This is a genomic window from Variovorax sp. PBL-E5 (assembly GCF_901827185.1).
Classification (GTDB): Bacteria; Pseudomonadota; Gammaproteobacteria; order Burkholderiales; family Burkholderiaceae_C; genus Variovorax.
In genome coordinates this window covers 79,549-95,961 of record NZ_LR594671.1, presented here as the reverse complement: position 1 = coordinate 95,961, position 16,413 = coordinate 79,549, and the positions used below count along the sequence as shown (strand labels likewise).

The 16,413-nt window shown below is 68.0% G+C and carries 17 protein-coding genes; 7 read left to right on the top strand and 10 right to left on the bottom strand.

What is annotated here, in order from left to right:
* Nucleotides 1-1,137 carry a Cj0069 family protein gene (locus tag WDLP6_RS00470; protein ID WP_232076917.1) on the bottom strand — a complete coding sequence of 379 codons (1,137 nt, stop codon included), beginning with the start codon at nucleotides 1,135-1,137 and terminating at the stop codon, nucleotides 1-3.
* On the opposite strand from WDLP6_RS00470, the gene WDLP6_RS00465 reads away from it, so the two are divergent.
* Nucleotides 1,116-2,090 carry a chromate resistance protein ChrB domain-containing protein gene (locus tag WDLP6_RS00465; protein WP_162590770.1) on the top strand — a complete coding sequence of 325 codons (975 nt, stop codon included), beginning with the start codon at nucleotides 1,116-1,118 and terminating at the stop codon, nucleotides 2,088-2,090. The two genes, WDLP6_RS00470 and WDLP6_RS00465, sit on opposite strands and share 22 nt — an antisense overlap.
* Entirely contained in the window at nucleotides 2,087-3,280 is a 1,194-nt protein-coding gene (locus tag WDLP6_RS00460; protein ID WP_162590769.1) for a chromate transporter, read from the top strand. Before WDLP6_RS00465 ends, WDLP6_RS00460 begins: the two co-directional genes overlap by 4 nt.
* A 33-nt stretch (nucleotides 3,281-3,313) precedes the next feature.
* Here the strand turns inward: WDLP6_RS00460 and WDLP6_RS00455 are convergent, their stop codons facing one another.
* The 4 genes from WDLP6_RS00455 to WDLP6_RS00440 all read right to left on the bottom strand — a co-directional run bounded on the left by WDLP6_RS00455 (nucleotide 3,314) and on the right by WDLP6_RS00440 (nucleotide 6,341).
* The gene (locus WDLP6_RS00455; protein WP_162565221.1) at nucleotides 3,314-3,664 is read right to left on the bottom strand and encodes a carboxymuconolactone decarboxylase family protein; all 351 of its coding nucleotides are present in this window, start codon (nucleotides 3,662-3,664) and stop codon (nucleotides 3,314-3,316) included.
* Between the two features lie 60 nt (nucleotides 3,665-3,724).
* Nucleotides 3,725-4,498, bottom strand: coding sequence for an enoyl-CoA hydratase/isomerase family protein (locus WDLP6_RS00450; RefSeq protein WP_162590768.1), 774 nt, complete (start codon nucleotides 4,496-4,498; stop codon nucleotides 3,725-3,727).
* A 61-nt stretch (nucleotides 4,499-4,559) separates the two neighbouring features.
* Nucleotides 4,560-5,123: a cysteine dioxygenase gene (locus tag WDLP6_RS00445; protein WP_162594915.1), complete on the bottom strand. Its 564-nt coding sequence runs from the start codon at nucleotides 5,121-5,123 to the stop codon at nucleotides 4,560-4,562.
* 21 nt (nucleotides 5,124-5,144) lie between these two features.
* Nucleotides 5,145-6,341, bottom strand: a complete 1,197-nt coding sequence (locus tag WDLP6_RS00440) for a CaiB/BaiF CoA transferase family protein (protein WP_162590767.1) — start codon at nucleotides 6,339-6,341, stop codon at nucleotides 5,145-5,147.
* A 55-nt stretch (nucleotides 6,342-6,396) separates the two neighbouring features.
* Between WDLP6_RS00440 and WDLP6_RS00435 the strand changes: the two genes are divergently transcribed.
* From WDLP6_RS00435 to WDLP6_RS00415, 5 genes are all read left to right on the top strand, one after another.
* Nucleotides 6,397-7,182 carry an IclR family transcriptional regulator gene (locus WDLP6_RS00435; protein WP_162565217.1) on the top strand — a complete coding sequence of 262 codons (786 nt, stop codon included), beginning with the start codon at nucleotides 6,397-6,399 and terminating at the stop codon, nucleotides 7,180-7,182.
* 80 nt (nucleotides 7,183-7,262) lie between these two features.
* The gene (locus WDLP6_RS00430; protein ID WP_162590766.1) at nucleotides 7,263-9,371 is read left to right on the top strand and encodes an acetate--CoA ligase family protein; all 2,109 of its coding nucleotides are present in this window, start codon (nucleotides 7,263-7,265) and stop codon (nucleotides 9,369-9,371) included.
* A complete protein-coding gene (locus tag WDLP6_RS00425; RefSeq protein ID WP_162590765.1) occupies nucleotides 9,368-10,105 on the top strand; it encodes an enoyl-CoA hydratase/isomerase family protein in 738 nt (245 codons plus the stop codon). The genes WDLP6_RS00430 and WDLP6_RS00425 overlap by 4 nt, the downstream gene beginning before the upstream one ends.
* A gap of 38 nt (nucleotides 10,106-10,143) precedes the next feature.
* A complete protein-coding gene (locus WDLP6_RS00420; protein WP_162590764.1) occupies nucleotides 10,144-11,094 on the top strand; it encodes a Bug family tripartite tricarboxylate transporter substrate binding protein in 951 nt (316 codons plus the stop codon).
* An 8-nt stretch (nucleotides 11,095-11,102) separates the two neighbouring features.
* A complete protein-coding gene (locus WDLP6_RS00415) occupies nucleotides 11,103-11,849 on the top strand; it encodes a class II aldolase/adducin family protein (protein ID WP_162590763.1) in 747 nt (248 codons plus the stop codon).
* Here WDLP6_RS00415 and WDLP6_RS00410 read toward each other — a convergent pair.
* From WDLP6_RS00410 to WDLP6_RS00390, 5 genes are read right to left on the bottom strand one after another with little or no spacing between them, the layout of a single operon-like run.
* The gene (locus tag WDLP6_RS00410) at nucleotides 11,837-12,772 is read right to left on the bottom strand and encodes a LysR family transcriptional regulator (protein ID WP_162590762.1); all 936 of its coding nucleotides are present in this window, start codon (nucleotides 12,770-12,772) and stop codon (nucleotides 11,837-11,839) included. The genes WDLP6_RS00415 and WDLP6_RS00410 overlap by 13 nt on opposite strands.
* Nucleotides 12,773-12,787: 15 nt before the next feature.
* Entirely contained in the window at nucleotides 12,788-14,281 is a 1,494-nt protein-coding gene (locus WDLP6_RS00405) for a sodium:solute symporter family protein (protein ID WP_162590761.1), read from the bottom strand.
* A complete protein-coding gene (locus WDLP6_RS00400) occupies nucleotides 14,278-14,475 on the bottom strand; it encodes a DUF3311 domain-containing protein (RefSeq protein ID WP_162590760.1) in 198 nt (65 codons plus the stop codon). Before WDLP6_RS00400 ends, WDLP6_RS00405 begins: the two co-directional genes overlap by 4 nt.
* A gap of 28 nt (nucleotides 14,476-14,503) precedes the next feature.
* A complete protein-coding gene (locus tag WDLP6_RS00395; protein ID WP_162590759.1) occupies nucleotides 14,504-15,034 on the bottom strand; it encodes a flavin reductase family protein in 531 nt (176 codons plus the stop codon).
* Nucleotides 15,031-16,404 (bottom strand): LLM class flavin-dependent oxidoreductase, encoded by a 1,374-nt coding sequence (locus WDLP6_RS00390; RefSeq protein ID WP_162590758.1) that lies wholly within the window; start codon nucleotides 16,402-16,404, stop codon nucleotides 15,031-15,033. Before WDLP6_RS00390 ends, WDLP6_RS00395 begins: the two co-directional genes overlap by 4 nt.
* Nucleotides 16,405-16,413: the final 9 nt, after the last annotated feature.

The following is a 16,413-nucleotide window of genomic DNA, read 5'->3' as shown; positions in this document are numbered from 1 at the left end:
TCAGCACGGGCATTCGTGATGTTTGGCACGGTCACGTCCCGCCATCAGGGTCCGCCGGGTCGCATCGACCAACGGTGCAACCGCCGAGGGAGGAAAGGGTGAAACGCTGCTGACGTTGACTTCGCAAAGCACGTAGGTTTCCGACTCGCCACCGCGTCGCTCGCCGAGCAGGAAGTCCGCATCCCAAAGCATCGGCAGCGCTTCATGCGGGAGGTCGAGGCGGTCGCACATCAGCCCCACCCATTCGTCCTCCAGGCGCCTGCGCAGCACCTGAAACCGTGGATCGTCCGCATCGCTGTAGCGCCGCGTCGTCGGTGAAGGCGCCTCGCCGGCGCCCGAGCCGGGGTGGAGTGCCACCACCGTCTGGTGGCCGAAGCCCGCGACCCGGCCTTGCACAAGGTAGGCGCGCGTCATGCCTTCGACCATGCGCGGCTGCCAGGCCTGGTCGATCATGTGACCGTCGTTGTCGAAGTACGGTGCGAGCCGCTGCACGACGTCGTTCATGTTCAACAGCGCCTCGATCGCGCCGCGCTGCGCATGCTGCAGCGCATAGAGGGCTTCTCCGCGCCGCTCGATGCGCCACACGCCGATCCCGCTGTGTCCGCGGCACTGTTTGAGCACGCGAGGGCCGAGCAGCAAGCGACCGGGCAGCTGGGTCGACAACTGAGCAAGGCTGTCGACACGATGCACGTCGCTGCCAAAAGGCAGATCGCGCACCGAGAACAGCACATCCTTGGTACCGAGCTTCAGGATCGTGTCCGGGTGGGTGCTGACGAAGACCCCTTGCGCAGCCACTTCGCGAAGCAACGCGTCCAGGCACCGGCGGTCACGGCCACCCTCGATCGGGTTGTGCCATACCAGGACGCCTTGCACGTGCATGAGCTGCCGCAGCACCTCGTCGCGGAAATCGTCGTGGTAGACGGCGGGTTCGACGGCGACGCCTGCGCTCTCGAACGCATTGAAGAGCGCAAGAAATCGACTGCTCGCCGGGTCGGCCCGATCGCGGGCCGCACGGTCTCCGGGATAGAGGATGGCCAGTCGCGGCCGGATGTCGTCGTGCATGCGCAGCCCCCATCTTGCTGTTGAGATCTCTACATGAATGTATGATACGCGACATGGCAACCTCGAATGCCTCATGGCTATTGCTCGTCGTCTCTCTCCCCACGTCGAGCGCCACCGGACGCATGCGGATCTGGCGCGCGCTGAAGGCGCTGGGCTGCATGGCGCTGCGCGACGGCGCGTACCTTTTGCCCGCCCAGGGCGAGCATGCAGCCAGGCTGAAGGAGCTCGCCGATGCGTGCGCCCGCGAGGGCGGCAGCGCCTGGCTGCTGAACGCATCGCCGCACTCGGCCGACGAGGCGGACGCCTACCGGCAGCTCTTCGACCGCAGCGCGGACTACGCCGAATTGCGCAAGTCCTGGAAAGAGGCCAACGCCGGGATCGCTTCCATGGCGATGCCCGAACTGGCCCGGCTCCAACGCAAGCTTCAGCGCGAGTTCGACGCGCTGCGCGCGATCGACTTCTTCCCCGGCGAAGCCAGGCTGGAAGCCGAGGCGGCCTGGACGGACTTCGACAAGTGCGTCGAAGCGGTACTGTCGCCCGATGAGCCGCACGAGACCGAGGGCCGCATTGCCCGGCTCGATCCGGCCCGGTACCAGGGGCGCCTTTGGGCCACGCGGCGCAAGCTGTGGGTAGACAGGGTGGCCAGCGCCTGGCTGATCCGGCGCTTCATCGACCACGACGCACGGTTCCGGTGGCTCGCGAAGCCGGCGGACTGCCCGAAGAGCGCACTGGGCTTCGACTTCGACGGGGCGACCTTCACGCACATCGGCGATCGAGTGACCTTCGAGAACCTGATGGCCAGCTTCGGCCTGGAGGACGATCCGGCGCTGGTCCGGTTGGGCGCGATGGTTCACTCGCTCGATGTGGGCGGCGAGCCGGTGGCCGAGGCGAGCGGCTTCGAAGCCATGCTCGCCGGCGCGCGCGAACGTCTGTCCGACGACGACGCGCTGTTGACCGAGATCAGCGGACTGCTGGACTCGCTCTATATGCACTTCATGCGCGGCAAACCTGCAGGCGACGTCCCATGACCGATGCGACGACCAACGTGGCGCCCACGAATTCTCCGGGCTATTCGCGGTGGCAACTGGTGCGCTACATGCTGGGTCTCGGTACATGGGGCTTCGGCGGACCGGTGGCGCTCGTGGGCAGCATGTACCGGGACCTGGTCGAGCGCCGGGGCTGGATCTCCGACTCCGACTACAAGGAAGGCATCACGCTCGCGCAGCTGATGCCGGGACCGCTCGCGGCCCAACTGGCGATCTACCTGGGCTATGTGCATTACCGGCTGGCGGGTGCCACGCTGGCAGGGATCGCCTTCGTCTTGCCCTCATTCCTGATGGTGGTCGCCATCGGCGCCGCCTATGTGGCCTACGGTGGCCTGCCCTGGATGCAGGCCGTCTTCTACGGCGTCGGTGCTTGCGTGATCGGCATCATCGCGATGAGCGCGTGGAAGTTGACGACCCGAAGCATCGGCCGCGACAAGCTGCTCTGGGCGATCTTCCTGCTCAGTGCCGTGCTCACGGTGCTGACCCAGTCCGAGAGTGTCTGGCTCTTCCTCGGCGCCGGCGTGCTGGTGTGGCTGGTGCGCGCGCCGCCGAAGCGCTGGTTCGGTGGGCATCTCGGCAGCATCGCAGCTGTAGCGCCGACGGCTGCGATGCTCGCCGCGGGGACCACGGACTGGCATCTGCTCGGGCAGATCGGCGCGTTCTTCGCGTACGCCGGCAGCTTCGTCTTCGGAAGCGGGCTTGCGATCGTCCCGTTCCTGTACGGCGGCGTCGTCACCGAACACCATTGGCTCAACGAGCGCCAGTTCGTCGATGCCGTGGCGGTCGCGATGATCACGCCGGGTCCGGTCGTCATCACAACAGGCTTCATCGGCTACCTGATTGCCGGGTTCTGGGGTGCGCTCGTCGCGGCGCTGGCCACCTTCGTGCCGTGCTATCTGCTGACCGTCGCGCCCGCGCCGTACTTCAAGAAGCATGGCAAGCACCCCGGCATCGTCGCGTTCGTCGATGGTGTCACGGCCGCGGCAATAGGTGCGCTGAGCGGCGCAGTGCTCGTCATCGCGCAGCGATCGATCATCGATCTGGCGACAGCCGCGCTGGCCATCGGCACCGCTGCGCTGCTGTGGCGCTTCAAGAAGATTCCCGAGCCGCTGGTCGTCGTCGCGGCGGCATTGCTCGGCTTGCTGCTGTATCCGCTGGCGAAGCATGCCTGACCCCGACGGCCGAGGGTCTCGATGAACTGCAACTCAGCTGTTGTTGCCCTTCAGTTCCCCGAAGGCCTCCATCGCGCGCAGCGAATACACATACGCAGCCCCCGCATTCAGCGCAATCGCCACGCCCAACGCATCACTCATCTCAGCCTCGGTCGCCCCGGCCTTCGCAGCCGCAGCCGCATGCGACGAGATGCACCCGTCGCAGCGCGTCGTCACGGCCACGGCCATGGCGATCAATTCGCGGGTCTTGGCGTCGAGCGCGCCGTTGGAGCCCTGGGCCGCGGCCACGGCGCGGTAGGCCTCCAGCATCTTCGGGTTGGTGTTGCCGAGGCGGGTGTAGGAACGCTTGAGGGTGCCCAGCAGGTCGGTCCAGTTCATGAACATGGTCTTGGTCTTTCTTTCGTCGGTCAGTGAGGTGAAGGAGATGAGAAGAAGCCGGCGCGCTCACGCGTCACGCACCGGACCGGGAGGGCTGCTGCGGCGCGCCGCGGCCACGCGCGCGACGTACGCGGCCACGCGCTCGCGCAGGCCCGGCCGCGCGGCGGAGCGCACGAGCAGGTCGAGGTCGCGCGCGGCGGCGTCGGCGCGGTGCGGGTCCACGGCCTGGCGCAGGCTGGCGCGCAGCTGCGCGTCCTCGCGCCAGCGCGCGAGAGAGTGCGCGTCGATGGCATGCGGGCCATCGACCAGCGAGGTGACGAGCCCTCGGCGGCAAGCCTCGTCGGCCGCAACGCTGCGGCCGCTCTCGACCCAGTCGAGCGCCGTCTCGGTGCCGACGCGCGCGGCAAGGCGCCGCGTGCCGAGCACGAGGCCGAAGCCGCGGGCACCCGGGAAGGCGAAGGCGGCATCGGCCTGCGCGAGCCGCAGCCCGCAGGCCGCGAAGAGGTCGGCGCCGGCACCCATGGTGCGGCCCTGCGCGAGCGCGATGGTGAGGAAGGGCGCGTGGGCGATGCGCTGCAGCAGCAGCTCGATGCGCACGAAGCGCGCGAGCAGCGTGTCGTCGGTCTCGTCGTCGAGCTTCGAAAGGTCGAAGCCGGTGCAGAAGTGACGGCCTTGTCCCTGCAGCACGAGGGCTTCGGCGCCCTCGGCCTCGGCGCGCGCCACCGCATCGTCGAGCGCGCGCACGAGTTCGGCCGAACAGGCATTGCCCTGCTGCGGGCGATGGAGCGTGACGCGCCAGACGGCCGCCGAGGCGTCGACGAGAACGGGCGCCTCGGTCATCACGCAACCTTCGTGCTTCGCACTGCGGTGCGAGCTTGCTTGGGGCGGCCCGGCGCGGCGCTCATGTCGCTGCCTTGCATGCGTTGGCGTAGCCGGACACGAAGTCCTTCACCGCGCCGGTCTGCGGATCGAAGACGTGCCGGGTCAGCCGGCCGATGTCGGTGCCGTAGACATGGATGCTGACGGACACGCGGTCGTCGAAGGCATTGCTCACGCGGTGGATGTCGCCGATGCGCGGCGACACGGCGGCGACGTCGCCGGGGTTCAGCCGCTCGGGCGTGCCTTCGGCCTGCATGCCCCGGGGCGTGCGGCGGTAGTGCTGCCCGATCTCGGCGCCGCGCAGCATGCCGATCACGCCCCACACGGTGTGGTCGTGGATCGGCGTCTGCTGGCCCGGGCCCCAGACGAAGCTCACGACCGAGAAGCGCTGCTGCGGGTCGCAGTGCAGCAGGTACTGCTGGTAGTGCTGCGGGTGCGGCTGGGCGCGTTCGGCGGGCAGCCAGTCGTCGGCCGCGACGAGTTGCCGCATCGCGTGTTCGAGTCGATCGAGCAGTTGCGCTTCGTCGGCGCAGCGCTCCACGGCGGCCGTCACGGCGGCCACGAAGGGGTCGAGGCGGTCAGACATGGCGGGCATGCGCCGGCGCCGTCACGCGGGCACGCGCTCGCCGTAGCGTGCGCGGATTTCTTCCGTGTGCTCGCCCAGCGCGGGCGGGCCCGAGCGGATGTCGGCCGCATGGCCGTCGAGGCGCAGCGGGAAGCCGAAGGTGCGCGTGGTCGCGCCGTTGGGCAGCGTGAGCGCGTGCACCCAGCCCATCGCGTCGACCTGGCCATCGGCGAGCGCGGACGCATAGTCGTTGATGGCCGAGTGCGGCACGCCTGCCTCGCGGAACACTTGCAGCCAGTGCGCGACGGGCGCGGTGCGGAACTTCTCTTCCAGCAGCACTTTCAGGTCGGCCTGGTGGGTCGCGCGGTCGAGCGTGCTCAGGAACCTCGGGTCGGCGGCCAGCTGCGGCATGTCGACCACGCCGAGCACCTTCAGCCAGAGCGGGTGGTTGCCGGCCGCGATCGCGAAGTAGCCGTCCGACGCCTCGAACGCGCGGTAGGGCGCGTTGCGCGGGTGCGCGGAGCCGAGGCGGCGCGGGCTGCGTCCGCTGCCGAAGTACTCGCTGGTCTGCAGTGCGGCGATGGCCAGCGTGCAGCCGAACATGGGCACGTCGATGTGAACGCCGCCGGCGCCGGCGCGCACCGCGCTCAGCGCCGCCGCCACGGCATAGGCGCCATAGAGCCCGGAAGCGAAGTCGGACACCGGCACGCCGCACTTCACCGGCACGCCGCCTTCTTCGCCGGTGACGCTCATCACGCCGGCTGCGGCCTGGATGGTGAGGTCGAAGCCGCCTTCGCTGGCGCGCGGGCCGCTCTGGCCGAAGGCCGAGATCGAGCAGTAGACGAGGTCGGGATGCTCGGCGCGCAGCTGCGCATAGCCGAGGCCCAGGCGGTCCATGACGCAGGGGCGGTTGTTCTCGACCACGACATCGCAGTCCAGGATCAGGCGGCGCGCGATCTCGGCTGAGGCCGGGTCCTTGAGGTTGAGCACGACGGATTTCTTGTTGCGGTTCACCGAGGCGAAGTTCTCGCTGTAGCCGTCGGTGATTGGCGGCCACTGGCGCAGGCCGTCGCCTTCGGGCGGCTCGATCTTGACGACCTCGGCGCCCATGTCGGACAGCAGCATCGCGCAGAAGGGACCGGCGGCCGTGGAGCAGAACTCCGCGACCCGGATGCCGGCCAGCGGCTGCCGGGCCGTGACGGCTTCGCCGCCGGCGGTCTTGCGTTGTTCTTGATTCATGGCGGCGACGATAGAGAGTTCCAAATGACACATCAAGAGTTCTAGAATACGGAACATGAACAACACCCTTCTCAAGGGGCTGGCGGTGCTCGAACTGCTGTCGCGCAGCGACCGCGCGCTCGGCCTCACGCAGATCGGCCGCGAGTTGAGCATGGGCAAGAGCAATGTCCATCGCCTCATGCAGGCGCTCGTCGAGACGCGCTTCGTGCTGCGCGACGAAGAGAGCGGCAGCTACGCGCCCTCCATCAAGCTGTGGGAGCTCGGCTCTGCCGTGCTGTCCAAGCTGGATTTGCGGCGCCACGCCGAGCGGCAGATGGAAGCGCTGATGGTGCTCACGGGCGAGAGCGTGCACCTGTCGGTGCTCGACGGCACGGAGGTGGTCTACGTGCACAAGGTCGACAGCCCCAACCCCGTGCGCGCCTATTCGCAGATCGGCGGCCGCGCGCCGGCCTACTGCGTGGCGACCGGCAAGGTGCAGCTGGCCTATGTCGCGCCCTCGATCCTGCAGGACGTGGCCAAGCGGCTCGAGCCGCACACGGAGCGCACCATCACCGACCCTGCCGCCTTCCTCAAGGAGATGCGCAAGGTGCGCGAGCAGGGCTTCGCCCTCAACCGCGCGGAATGGCGCAACGACGTCTGGGGCATCGCCTCGCCGGTGCGGGATACGCGGGGTTCGATGATCGCGGCGATCGGCATCTCGGGGCCCGCGGCGCGCTTTCGCAAGAGCGTGCTGGGCGAGTGGACGCAGGCGGTGATGGCGGCAGCCTCGGATGTCTCGAGCGCGCTGGCCGGCAACCAGCCCATGGCCGCGCTGTCGCAGATCCGCTTCGGTCCGCACTGAAGGTCGGCGGGCCTCTCCGTCGTCGTTCCAGAATGCAGAACTGTTGCACTGATTGATGGAACGCCTATCGTCCTCCCCGCATGAACACATCCGACCCGCCCATCCCCATCGCCGCGCTGCTGAGCCCGCGCTCCGTCGCCGTCATCGGCGCCTCGGAGGACCAGGGCAAATTCGGCGGCCGCGTGCTGCAGATGCTGCTGCGCCACCGTTATGCCGGCACCATCTATCCGATCAATCCGAACCGCAAGGAACTGCTCGGCCTGGAGGCCTATCCGTCCGTCGCCGTGACGCCGCAAGCGCCCGACATGGCGATCATGGCCGTGCCGCAGGCGCAGGTGAAGGCGCGCGTGCAGGAGTGCGCCGATCGCGGCGTGCGCTGCGCCATCATCATCACGGCGCGCTTCTCGGATGCGGGCCCCGAGGGCGCCGCGATCGAGGCCGAGCTGGTGGCGATCGCACGGGCCGCCGGCATGCGCCTGATCGGCCCCAACTGCCTCGGCGTGATCTCTCCGGCCAACCATCTGGTGCTGTGCTCGTCGCCCGCGCTCGATGTCGAGACGCTGCCGCGCAGCCCGATCGGCTTCATCACGCAAAGCGGCGCGCTGATGGGCACGCTGTTCGATCGCGCCACGGCCATGGGCATCGGCTTCAGCCACTGCGTGTCGGTGGGCAACCAGGCGGACCTGGCGCTGTGCGACTTCATCGAGTTCCTGATCGACGATCCGCACACGCGCGTCATCTGCTCGTACATCGAGGGCGTGAAATCGCCGGCGCGATTCGTGCAGCTGGCGCGCCGCGCGCGGGCGGCCGGCAAGCCATGGCTGGCGGTGAAGGCCGGGCGCACGGCCGCCGGCTCCAGCGCGGCCTTCTCGCACACTGCCAGCCTGGCCGGCGACTACGCGGTGCTCAAGGCCGTGTGCGAGCGCGAGAACATCGTGCTGCTGAACGACGTGTTCGCGATGCTGCTGCTGGCCGCGGCGATGGCGCAGCATCCGGCGCACCGCGTCGCGCAGGCCGTGCTCATCTCGACCTCCGGCGGCAGCGCGGCGCTGAGTGCCGATGCGCTGTCCGATGCCGGCATTCCGATGACCCGCTTCGGCGAGACGGCCCGTGAAGCGCTGGCGACGCTCTATGTGCCGGGGCAGGCCGACAACCCGGTGGACCTCTATGGCGCCAAGGTGAAGGAGGTGCCGGACTTCGGCTACCAGAGCGCGCTGTTCGCGATGCGCGACGCCGATGCCGACATCTGCCTCGCCGTCATCACCACCGCGCCGGGCCTCACGGCGCTGGCCGGCGAGCTGGCGCAAGGCTGCGCCGAAGCCGGCAAGCCGGTGCTGCAGGTGATGCAGCCAGGCGCGCTGGCCAACGGTCCGCGCGCGCTGCTGCGGCAATCGGGGCAGCCCTTCACCGACTCGCTGGCCGAGGCGGTGGAGGCGATCCGCGCGTGGCGCGCGTGGTCCGCGTGGCGCGAGCAAGAGGCACCCGAGCCGTTGCCCGCACTCGACTTCGCGCCGCCGGCCGAGAGCGCATCGCTCGGCGAAGAGGAAGCGAAGGCGCTGCTCCATGCCGCCGGCATTCCCGTCAACCGGGGCGTCGTCGTCGCCGACATCGAGGAAGCGCTGGTACGCGCCGACGAGATCGGCTACCCGCTGGTGGCGAAGATCGTCTCGCCGCAGATCGTCCACAAGACGGAAGTGGGCGGCGTCGCGCTCGACCTGCACGATGCGGCGGCGCTGCGCGCGGCGCTGACGGCGATGAAGCGGCGGGTGCAGCAAGCGATGCCCGAGGCGCGCATCGAGGGCTTCTTCCTGCAGGCGATGGCCACCGGCACGGTGGAGCTGCTCGTCGGTGCGCGCAACGATCCGCAGTTCGGGCCGGTGCTGATCGTCGGCAGCGGCGGCGTGTGGGTCGAGCTGATGAAGGACGTGGTGCTGCTGCCGCTGCCCGTGTCGGCGGCGGCGGTGCGCGAGGCGCTGCTGTCGCTGCGCATCGCGCCGCTGCTGCGCGGCTATCGCGGCGCCGAGCCGGTCGACCTGGACGCGGCGGTCGACGCCGTGCGCCGTCTTGCCGCCATCGCGGAGCGCCTGCGGGGCCGCGATTTCGAGTTCGAAGTGAATCCGCTCAAGCTGGGTCCCAAGGGCTGCATGGCCGTGGACGCGCGCGCGCGAATCGGGGAGTCTTTCCAATGAGTTGCCTTCGCATCGACCGCCGCGGCGCGGTCACCGTCTTCACCATCGACAACGCGGCCAAGCGCAACGCGCTCTCGCAGGCGACGGCGCTCGATCTGCAGCGCGGCTTCGCCGAGTTCGACGCCGACGCGTCGCAGCGCGTGGCCGTGATCACCGGCGCCGGCAACGAGGCCTTCACGGCCGGCGCCGACCTCAACGATATTCCGGAGTTCTGGCGCTGCACGCCCGGCGCCGGCATCGTGACCGACAAGCCCATCATCGCGGCCATCGCCGGCTGGTGCATCGGCGGCGGCATCACGCTCACCGCGACCTGCGACCTCGCCGTCGCGGCCGAGAACACGAAGTTCAGCTACCCGGAGGCGAAGATCGGCCTCACGCAGGGCTTCATCACCGCGCTGGCCGCGCGCATTCCGCAGAAGGTGGCGATGGAGGTGATGCTGCTGGGCCGGCAGATGGATGCACAGCGCGCTTATGAAGTGGGCCTGATCAACCAGGTGACACCCGTCGGCCGGCAGCTGGAGGTGGCCCTGGCCATGGCCGAGGAGATCGCCGGCATGGCGCCGCTGGTGATCCGCACCATCAAGCGCTTCGTCAGCCAGATCATTCCGCAGAGCCCGTCCGAGATCTATGCGCGCACGCTCCAGCAACTGGATGCGATCCGCCTGAGCGAGGACCTGGAAGAAGGCAAGCGCGCCTTCAAGGACAAACGCAAGCCTCGCTTCGAAGGCCGTTGAAGCAAAGAACCCTCGACATCCACGGAGACATCATCACCATGAAACGCAGGCCCGTCCTCGCCCTTGCCCTGGCCCTTGCCGCCGCCTTCGCCCTGCCTGCCGCCGCGCAGCAGGACAAGCCCATCCGCGTCATCGTGCCCTACCCGGCCGGCGGCAATGCGGACAACATCGCGCGGCTCTATGCCGAAGCGCTCGGCAAGAAGCTGGGACGCGCCGTCATCGTCGACAACAAGCCGGGCGCCGGCGGCGTGATCGGTGCGCAGGCGGCGATGCGCGGCGCCAACGACGGCAGCGTGCTGTTCGTCGCGCCGACGGGGGTTTTCGTCGTGACGCCGCATCTGCAGCAGCTCCCGTACGACCCGCTCACCGACTTCGTGCCCGTCGCGCGGCTCACCACCTGGATTCCGATGATGGTGGTGCGCAAGGACTTTCCGGGCAACAACTTCGCCGAGGTGGTCGCCGAGATGAAGAAGCATCCGGGCAAGTATTCCTTCGGCTCGGCCGGCCCGGCCACCATGACGCACCTGATGGGCGAACTGATCAACCTCAAGACGGGCGTGAACACGGTGCACGTGCCCTACAAGGGTTCGGCGGAATTCATTCCCGACCTGCTGAGCGGGCGCGTGGACGTCGTCTACGACAGCGTGGTCGTGCCGCAGGTGAAAGCCGGGCAGCTGAAGGCCATCGCGAGCATGGTGGGCACGCGCCACCCCGATCTGCCGAACGTGCCGACCTTGAAGGAGCTCGGCGTGGACCTCGACGTGCCGAACTGGTATGGCGTCTTCGCGCCCAAGGGCACGCCCGCGAACATCGTCGACCAGATCGGGGCCGCGTCGAAGGACGTGATGGAAGGCATCGACAAGAGCAAGCTGACTGCCATGAGCATGTCGGGCGCGTTCGAAGGGCCGGCCGACTTCAAGGCGCAGATCGCCAAGGATGACGCGCTGATGAAGGACGTGATCCAGAAGGCCAACATCCACATCAACTGATGGCGACCATGAACCCCAGCGTCGATCCGATCACGCAGGCGCGCATCCATCTCGCGGCGGCCTATCGCATGGCGGCGCTGCACGAACTCGACGAAGGCATCGACAACCACTTCACCATGGTGGTGCCGGGGCGCGAGGACCGATTCCTGATCATGCCTTTCGGCTGTCATTGGTCGGAGGCCCGTGCGAGCGAGTTGCTGGTCTTCGATGAGCAGGGTGTCACGCACGAAGGCGACGGCGTGGTGGAGATTTCCGCGCAGTGCATTCACGCGCCGATCCACCGCATCACCGGCGCGAAGGTGGTGCTGCACACCCACCAGACCTGGGCCACGGCGCTCAACATGCTGCAGGACAACCGGCTGCAGCCTGCGAGCCAGACGGCGGCGCTGGTGAGCACGCAGATCGCCTACGACGACGACTACACAGGCACCGCGAGCAGCCTGTCCGAAGGCGAGCGCCTGGCGGCCCTCGCGCGCGACAAGCCGATCGTCTTCATGAAGAACCACGGGGTGCTGGTGGTCGGCAACACCGTGGCCGAGGCCTACCGCCGCCTCTACCGCATCGAGCGGGTCTGCCGCATGCAGATGCTCGCGCTGGCCACCGGGCGCCCGCTGGCCGTGTTGAGCGACGAGATGGTCCGGCAGGTGCAGACCCCGGGGCAGGACGACCGCCACCCGCGCGCGGAGCGCGAGCGGCTGTTCTTCGAAGCCATGATGCGCGTGCTCGACCGCGAGTTGCCGGGCTATGCCGAATAGATCCCGGCCACCCGCTCCCTGATCATCCCCAGCTCCCGCTCCAGGCCCGCGATCACCACGTCCGCCACGGCCGGCAGGCTGTCGGAGTCCTTGGTGAACAGGCTGAGCTTGAGCAGGTCGCAGCCCGGATCCTCCAGCGGCCGAAGCACGATGGTGCCGGCCTCGATCTCGTCGATCACCGAGTTGGCGGTGATCAGCACGAGGTCGTTGCCGATGAGCGCGAGCTGCCTGAGCGCCGCGATCGAGTTGACTTCGACGGCCGGCGTCACCCGGCTCTCGATGCCGATGTTGATGCGGTCCAGCACCGTGCGGAACTCCATGCCGCGCGAGGGGAAGACGACCGCGTACTCCAGGCATTCGCGCAGCCGCACCTTCTTGCGCGCCGCCAGCGGATGGTCGGGCTGCATCGCAACGCCGATCGGGATGTCGGCCGAGGCCACGCGGCGCACGGGCGTGGAGCTCGGCGGGTCCCAGCACAGGCCGAGGTCGAGCCGGCCTTCAAGCACCTGCTGCACGATGTCGCGCGAGTTGCCGGCGTAGAAGTTGAAAGTGACCTCGGGGTGCGATACGCGCCAGGCCGCCAGCAGTTCGGGCACGGCCTTCTCCGCGAAGCCGGTGAGCGTGCCGAAGTTGACGTGGCCGCGCTTGAGGCCGCGCAGCGCCTCGACCTGCGAGATGGCGGTGGCGAGGTTGCGTTCGGTCTGGCGGGCGGCGGCAAGCATGATCTCGCCCGCGCCGGTGAGGGTGACGCCGCGGGCCGCGCGCTTGAAGATGGCGGCGCCCAATTGCTCTTCGAGCAGCAGGATCTTGCGGTTGAGCGCCGAGGGCGAGATGAAGAGGCGCTCGGCGGCCAGGCGGATGGAACCCGCATCGGCCACCTCGGCCAGGTACAGCATCGAGAGCGAGCTAATGCGTCCCTTCATCGTCGTGTGCGGGGTCTATGCGCTGCGCGGCATCGAGAAGGATTCGTCGGCGGCCTGTCTGCTGCTTTCAGGCCAGAGCTTCATCGCCGCGAGAAACACCGCGAGGTTGAGCAGCAATGCCAGGAGTCCGAGGTTGCATGACTGGATGAAGTCCGGCGCAAAGGGCAAGGCCCGGGCCACGCTGCCATCGTACCCCAGCATCACGTAGGCGATGAGCATCATGCCGGCGGCGATGCCCGCGATCGGCGCCCGGCCGTTGATGGCGTCGCGGCGGAACAGGCCGATGATGAAGGACGGGAAGAGCTGGTTCAGCAGGTTGGACGCGAGCAGCGCGAGCGGCACCATCTCGATGCCGGACTTGAACAGCGCGATGACCGCGACCAGCGCATAGAGCGGCACGGTGATCTTGGCGACGCGCTCGACGCGCGTGTCGGGCGCCGAGGGGTTGAAGTATTCCTTGTAGATGTTCTTGCCGACCATGGTCGATGCGTTGAGCAGGATCATCGCGCCGGGCACCACCGCGGTCAGCAGCCCGACGCCGCCGATCACGCCGACGAACCACGGATCGAAGGACAGCTTGCTGATGCGAAAGAGCGCGAGGTCCACCGACGCACCCTCGAGCCCCGGCACGACGAGGATCGCCGCGAAGCCGACCATGTACATGCAGGTGATCAGCGTCTGGTAGAGCGGCAGGATCACCGCGTTCTTGCGCACGGCATTGAGGCTGCGCGCGGCGTAGATGCTGGTGAACTGGTAGGGGTAGAGGTAGAAGCCGAGCGAGATCAGGATGACGGTGGAGTTGTACCAGCTGAGGTTGAGTCCCTTGTCCGGCAACTGGAAGTGATGGGGCTTGGCCGTCGAGATCGCGCTGAACATGTGCGCGTAGCTGCCGAAGTAATGCAGCGGCAGGTAGATGCCGAGAAAGAGCGCGAGCGCGAAGATCGAGATGTCCTTGATCACCGCCACGGTCGCCGCGCCGCGGATGCCCGAGACGACGATGTAGACGACCATGATCGACAGCCCGATCCAGATCGCCGCGTTCTCGCTGATCGCGCCATACGAGGTCTCGGCGACGATGATGCCGAGTCCGCGCAGCTGGATGACCAGCAGCGGAATCATCGCCAGCAGCGCGATGACGCACACGATCACGCCGAGCGGCTTGCTGCGGTACTTGGATTCGAAGTAGTCGGAGAAGGAAATGAGCCCGCGCTCCTGCGCATAGGCCCACAGCCGCGGCAGGCTCCAGTAGCCGATGACGAAGGCCAGCGACGCGCAGGCCAGGTAGTAGAAGGTGGGCGCGCCGCGTCCGTAGGCCCAGCCGGTTGCGCCGAGGAAGGAGTAGGTCGAGAACACTTCGCCGGCGATCAGCACGAAGGTGATGACGGTGCCGAAGCCGCGGCCGGCCACGGCCCATTCCTTGAGGTTCATCGTGATGCCGCGCCGCGCGACGAGGCCGGCGGCGAGCGCGCAGGCGAAGAAGATGGCGATGACGATCAATGCGGCGTTCATGGTTGAGCGTCCTCTGCGTGCGAGTCGAACCAGTAGATCACGGCCAGGATGCCGGACGAGATGAACATCCAGGCGATGTTCCACACCATCAAAAAGGGAAGCCCGAGAAACAGCGGGTCGACCTTCGACAGGATCGCGCCGCCGGACAGGAACCCGATGAAGGGAATCACTGCCAGCCCGTAGATTGCTTTCATGGATGTCTCCTTGATTCGAATGGGTTCTTCAGCCGTGCGCCGCAATGGATTCGTAGCGGCCGTCGAGATAGAGCAGCGGATTGATCGCATCGCCCAGGCGCGCCGCCAGCACGTTGCCGACGAAGATCGAATGGCTGCCATGGTCGATGCTGTCCGACAGCTCGCATTCGAGCGTGGCCTGCGACGAGGCGAGATAGGGCAGGCCGCGCTCGGTGGCCTTCCATTCGGTGGCCGCGAAGCGCTCCTCCTGCGTGAACTTGCCGCCGAAGAAGTGGCAGACCGGCTCGTTGGAACGGTGCAGGATGTTCACGCAGAAGCTTCGCGTCTTCACGATCGCGGCATGGATCGATGCGTCGGTGTTGACGCAGACCAGCAGCGAGGGCGGGTCCATCGACACGGCGCTGAAGGCCGTCGCCGCCATGCCGACGAAGCGTTCGCCCTGCGTCGCGGTGACGATGGTCACCGTGCCGGCCACGCCGCGCATCGCGGCCTTGAAGCGGGCCGGCAATTCGGCGGTCGGCGCAGAGGGCGCCTTGCGTTCGAGCATGGATGAGGTCATGACCGTTCTCCTGTGGCCGAGCCCGCATGGCGATTGTCCGGCCGGGCCAGCCGGAGGTTGGCTCTGAGCGTGCCGCCTTCGTAGAAAGTGCGCAGCAGATCGCGCCGCTGCAGTTCGGGCACGACGAGATCGACGAAATCGACCAGGTCGGCGGGCGCGACCGAAGGCTGGATCAGGAAGCCGTCGACGCCCTTCGAATGGAACCATTCCTCCATGTCGTCGACGATGCTCTGCGGCGTGCCGAGCAGGGTTCGCTGGCCGCGCGCGCCCGCGTACTCGAGATAGAGCTGGCGCACCGTCGTGCCTTCCTTCTGCGACATCTCGATCGTGTGCGCGAGCGTTCCCTTGCTGGTGTTGGTGTCCTCGGGGATCAGCGACAGGGGCAGCGGCCGGTCGAGATCGCAGCCGGACAGGTCGATGCCGCCGAGCGCATTGGACAGCAGTTCCAGCCCGACGGCCGGATGCACCAGCGATTCGAGATGCTTCTGCTTGCGCACCGCTTCGCCGCGGGTCGCGCCGACGATCACGTTGAGGCCGGGGGTGATCTTCATCTGGTCTTCGGCACGCCGGTATTTGTCCATGCGGCGCTTCACGTCCTGGTAGAAGGCCTTGGCCTTGTCGAGCGAATGCAGGGGCGTGAAGACGATCTCGGCGCTGTGCGCCGCGAGCTCGCGGCCGTCCTCGGAGGCGCCGGCCTGCGCGATCACCGGATAGCCCTGCGGCGCGCGCGAGATGTTGAGCGGGCCGCGGACGTTGAAGTGCTCCTGCGCATGGTGGGCGACGTGGAGCTTCGACGGCTCGAAGTAGCGGCCCGATGCGCGGTCGCGGATGAAGGCATCGTCCTCCCAGGAATCCCAGAGCTTCTTGACGACCTCGACGAATTCGCGTGCACGCGCATAGCGGTCGCCATGCTTGAAATGTTCGGGCCGGCCGAAGTTGAGCGCCTCGTCCGGGTTGGACGAGGTGACGACGTTCCAGCCCGCGCGGCCGTGGCTGATGTGGTCGAGCGAGGCGAAGCGGCGCGCGATGTTGAAGGGCTCGTTGTAGCTGGTGGTCGCGGTCGCGACCAGCCCGAGGTTGCGCGTGAGCGCGGCCAGCGCCGACAGCAGCGTGGTCGGCTCGAAGTAGGCCATGTACTGCGGCCAGCGCGAGAGCGCTTCCATGTGGCCGCCGCGCACCGCGAGCGCGTCGGCCAGGAACATGAAGTCGAAGCAGCCGGCCTCGGCGGTCTTCGCGAGTTGCGCGTAGTGCGCGAAGTTGGAGCCCGCGTCGACCTGCGCGGAAGGATGGAGCCAGGAGGCGACATGGTTGCCGGTCGGGTGGATCAGCAGGCCGAGCGCGAGGCGAGGTTTCGAAGAAGAGGCTTTCATGGCGGCGAG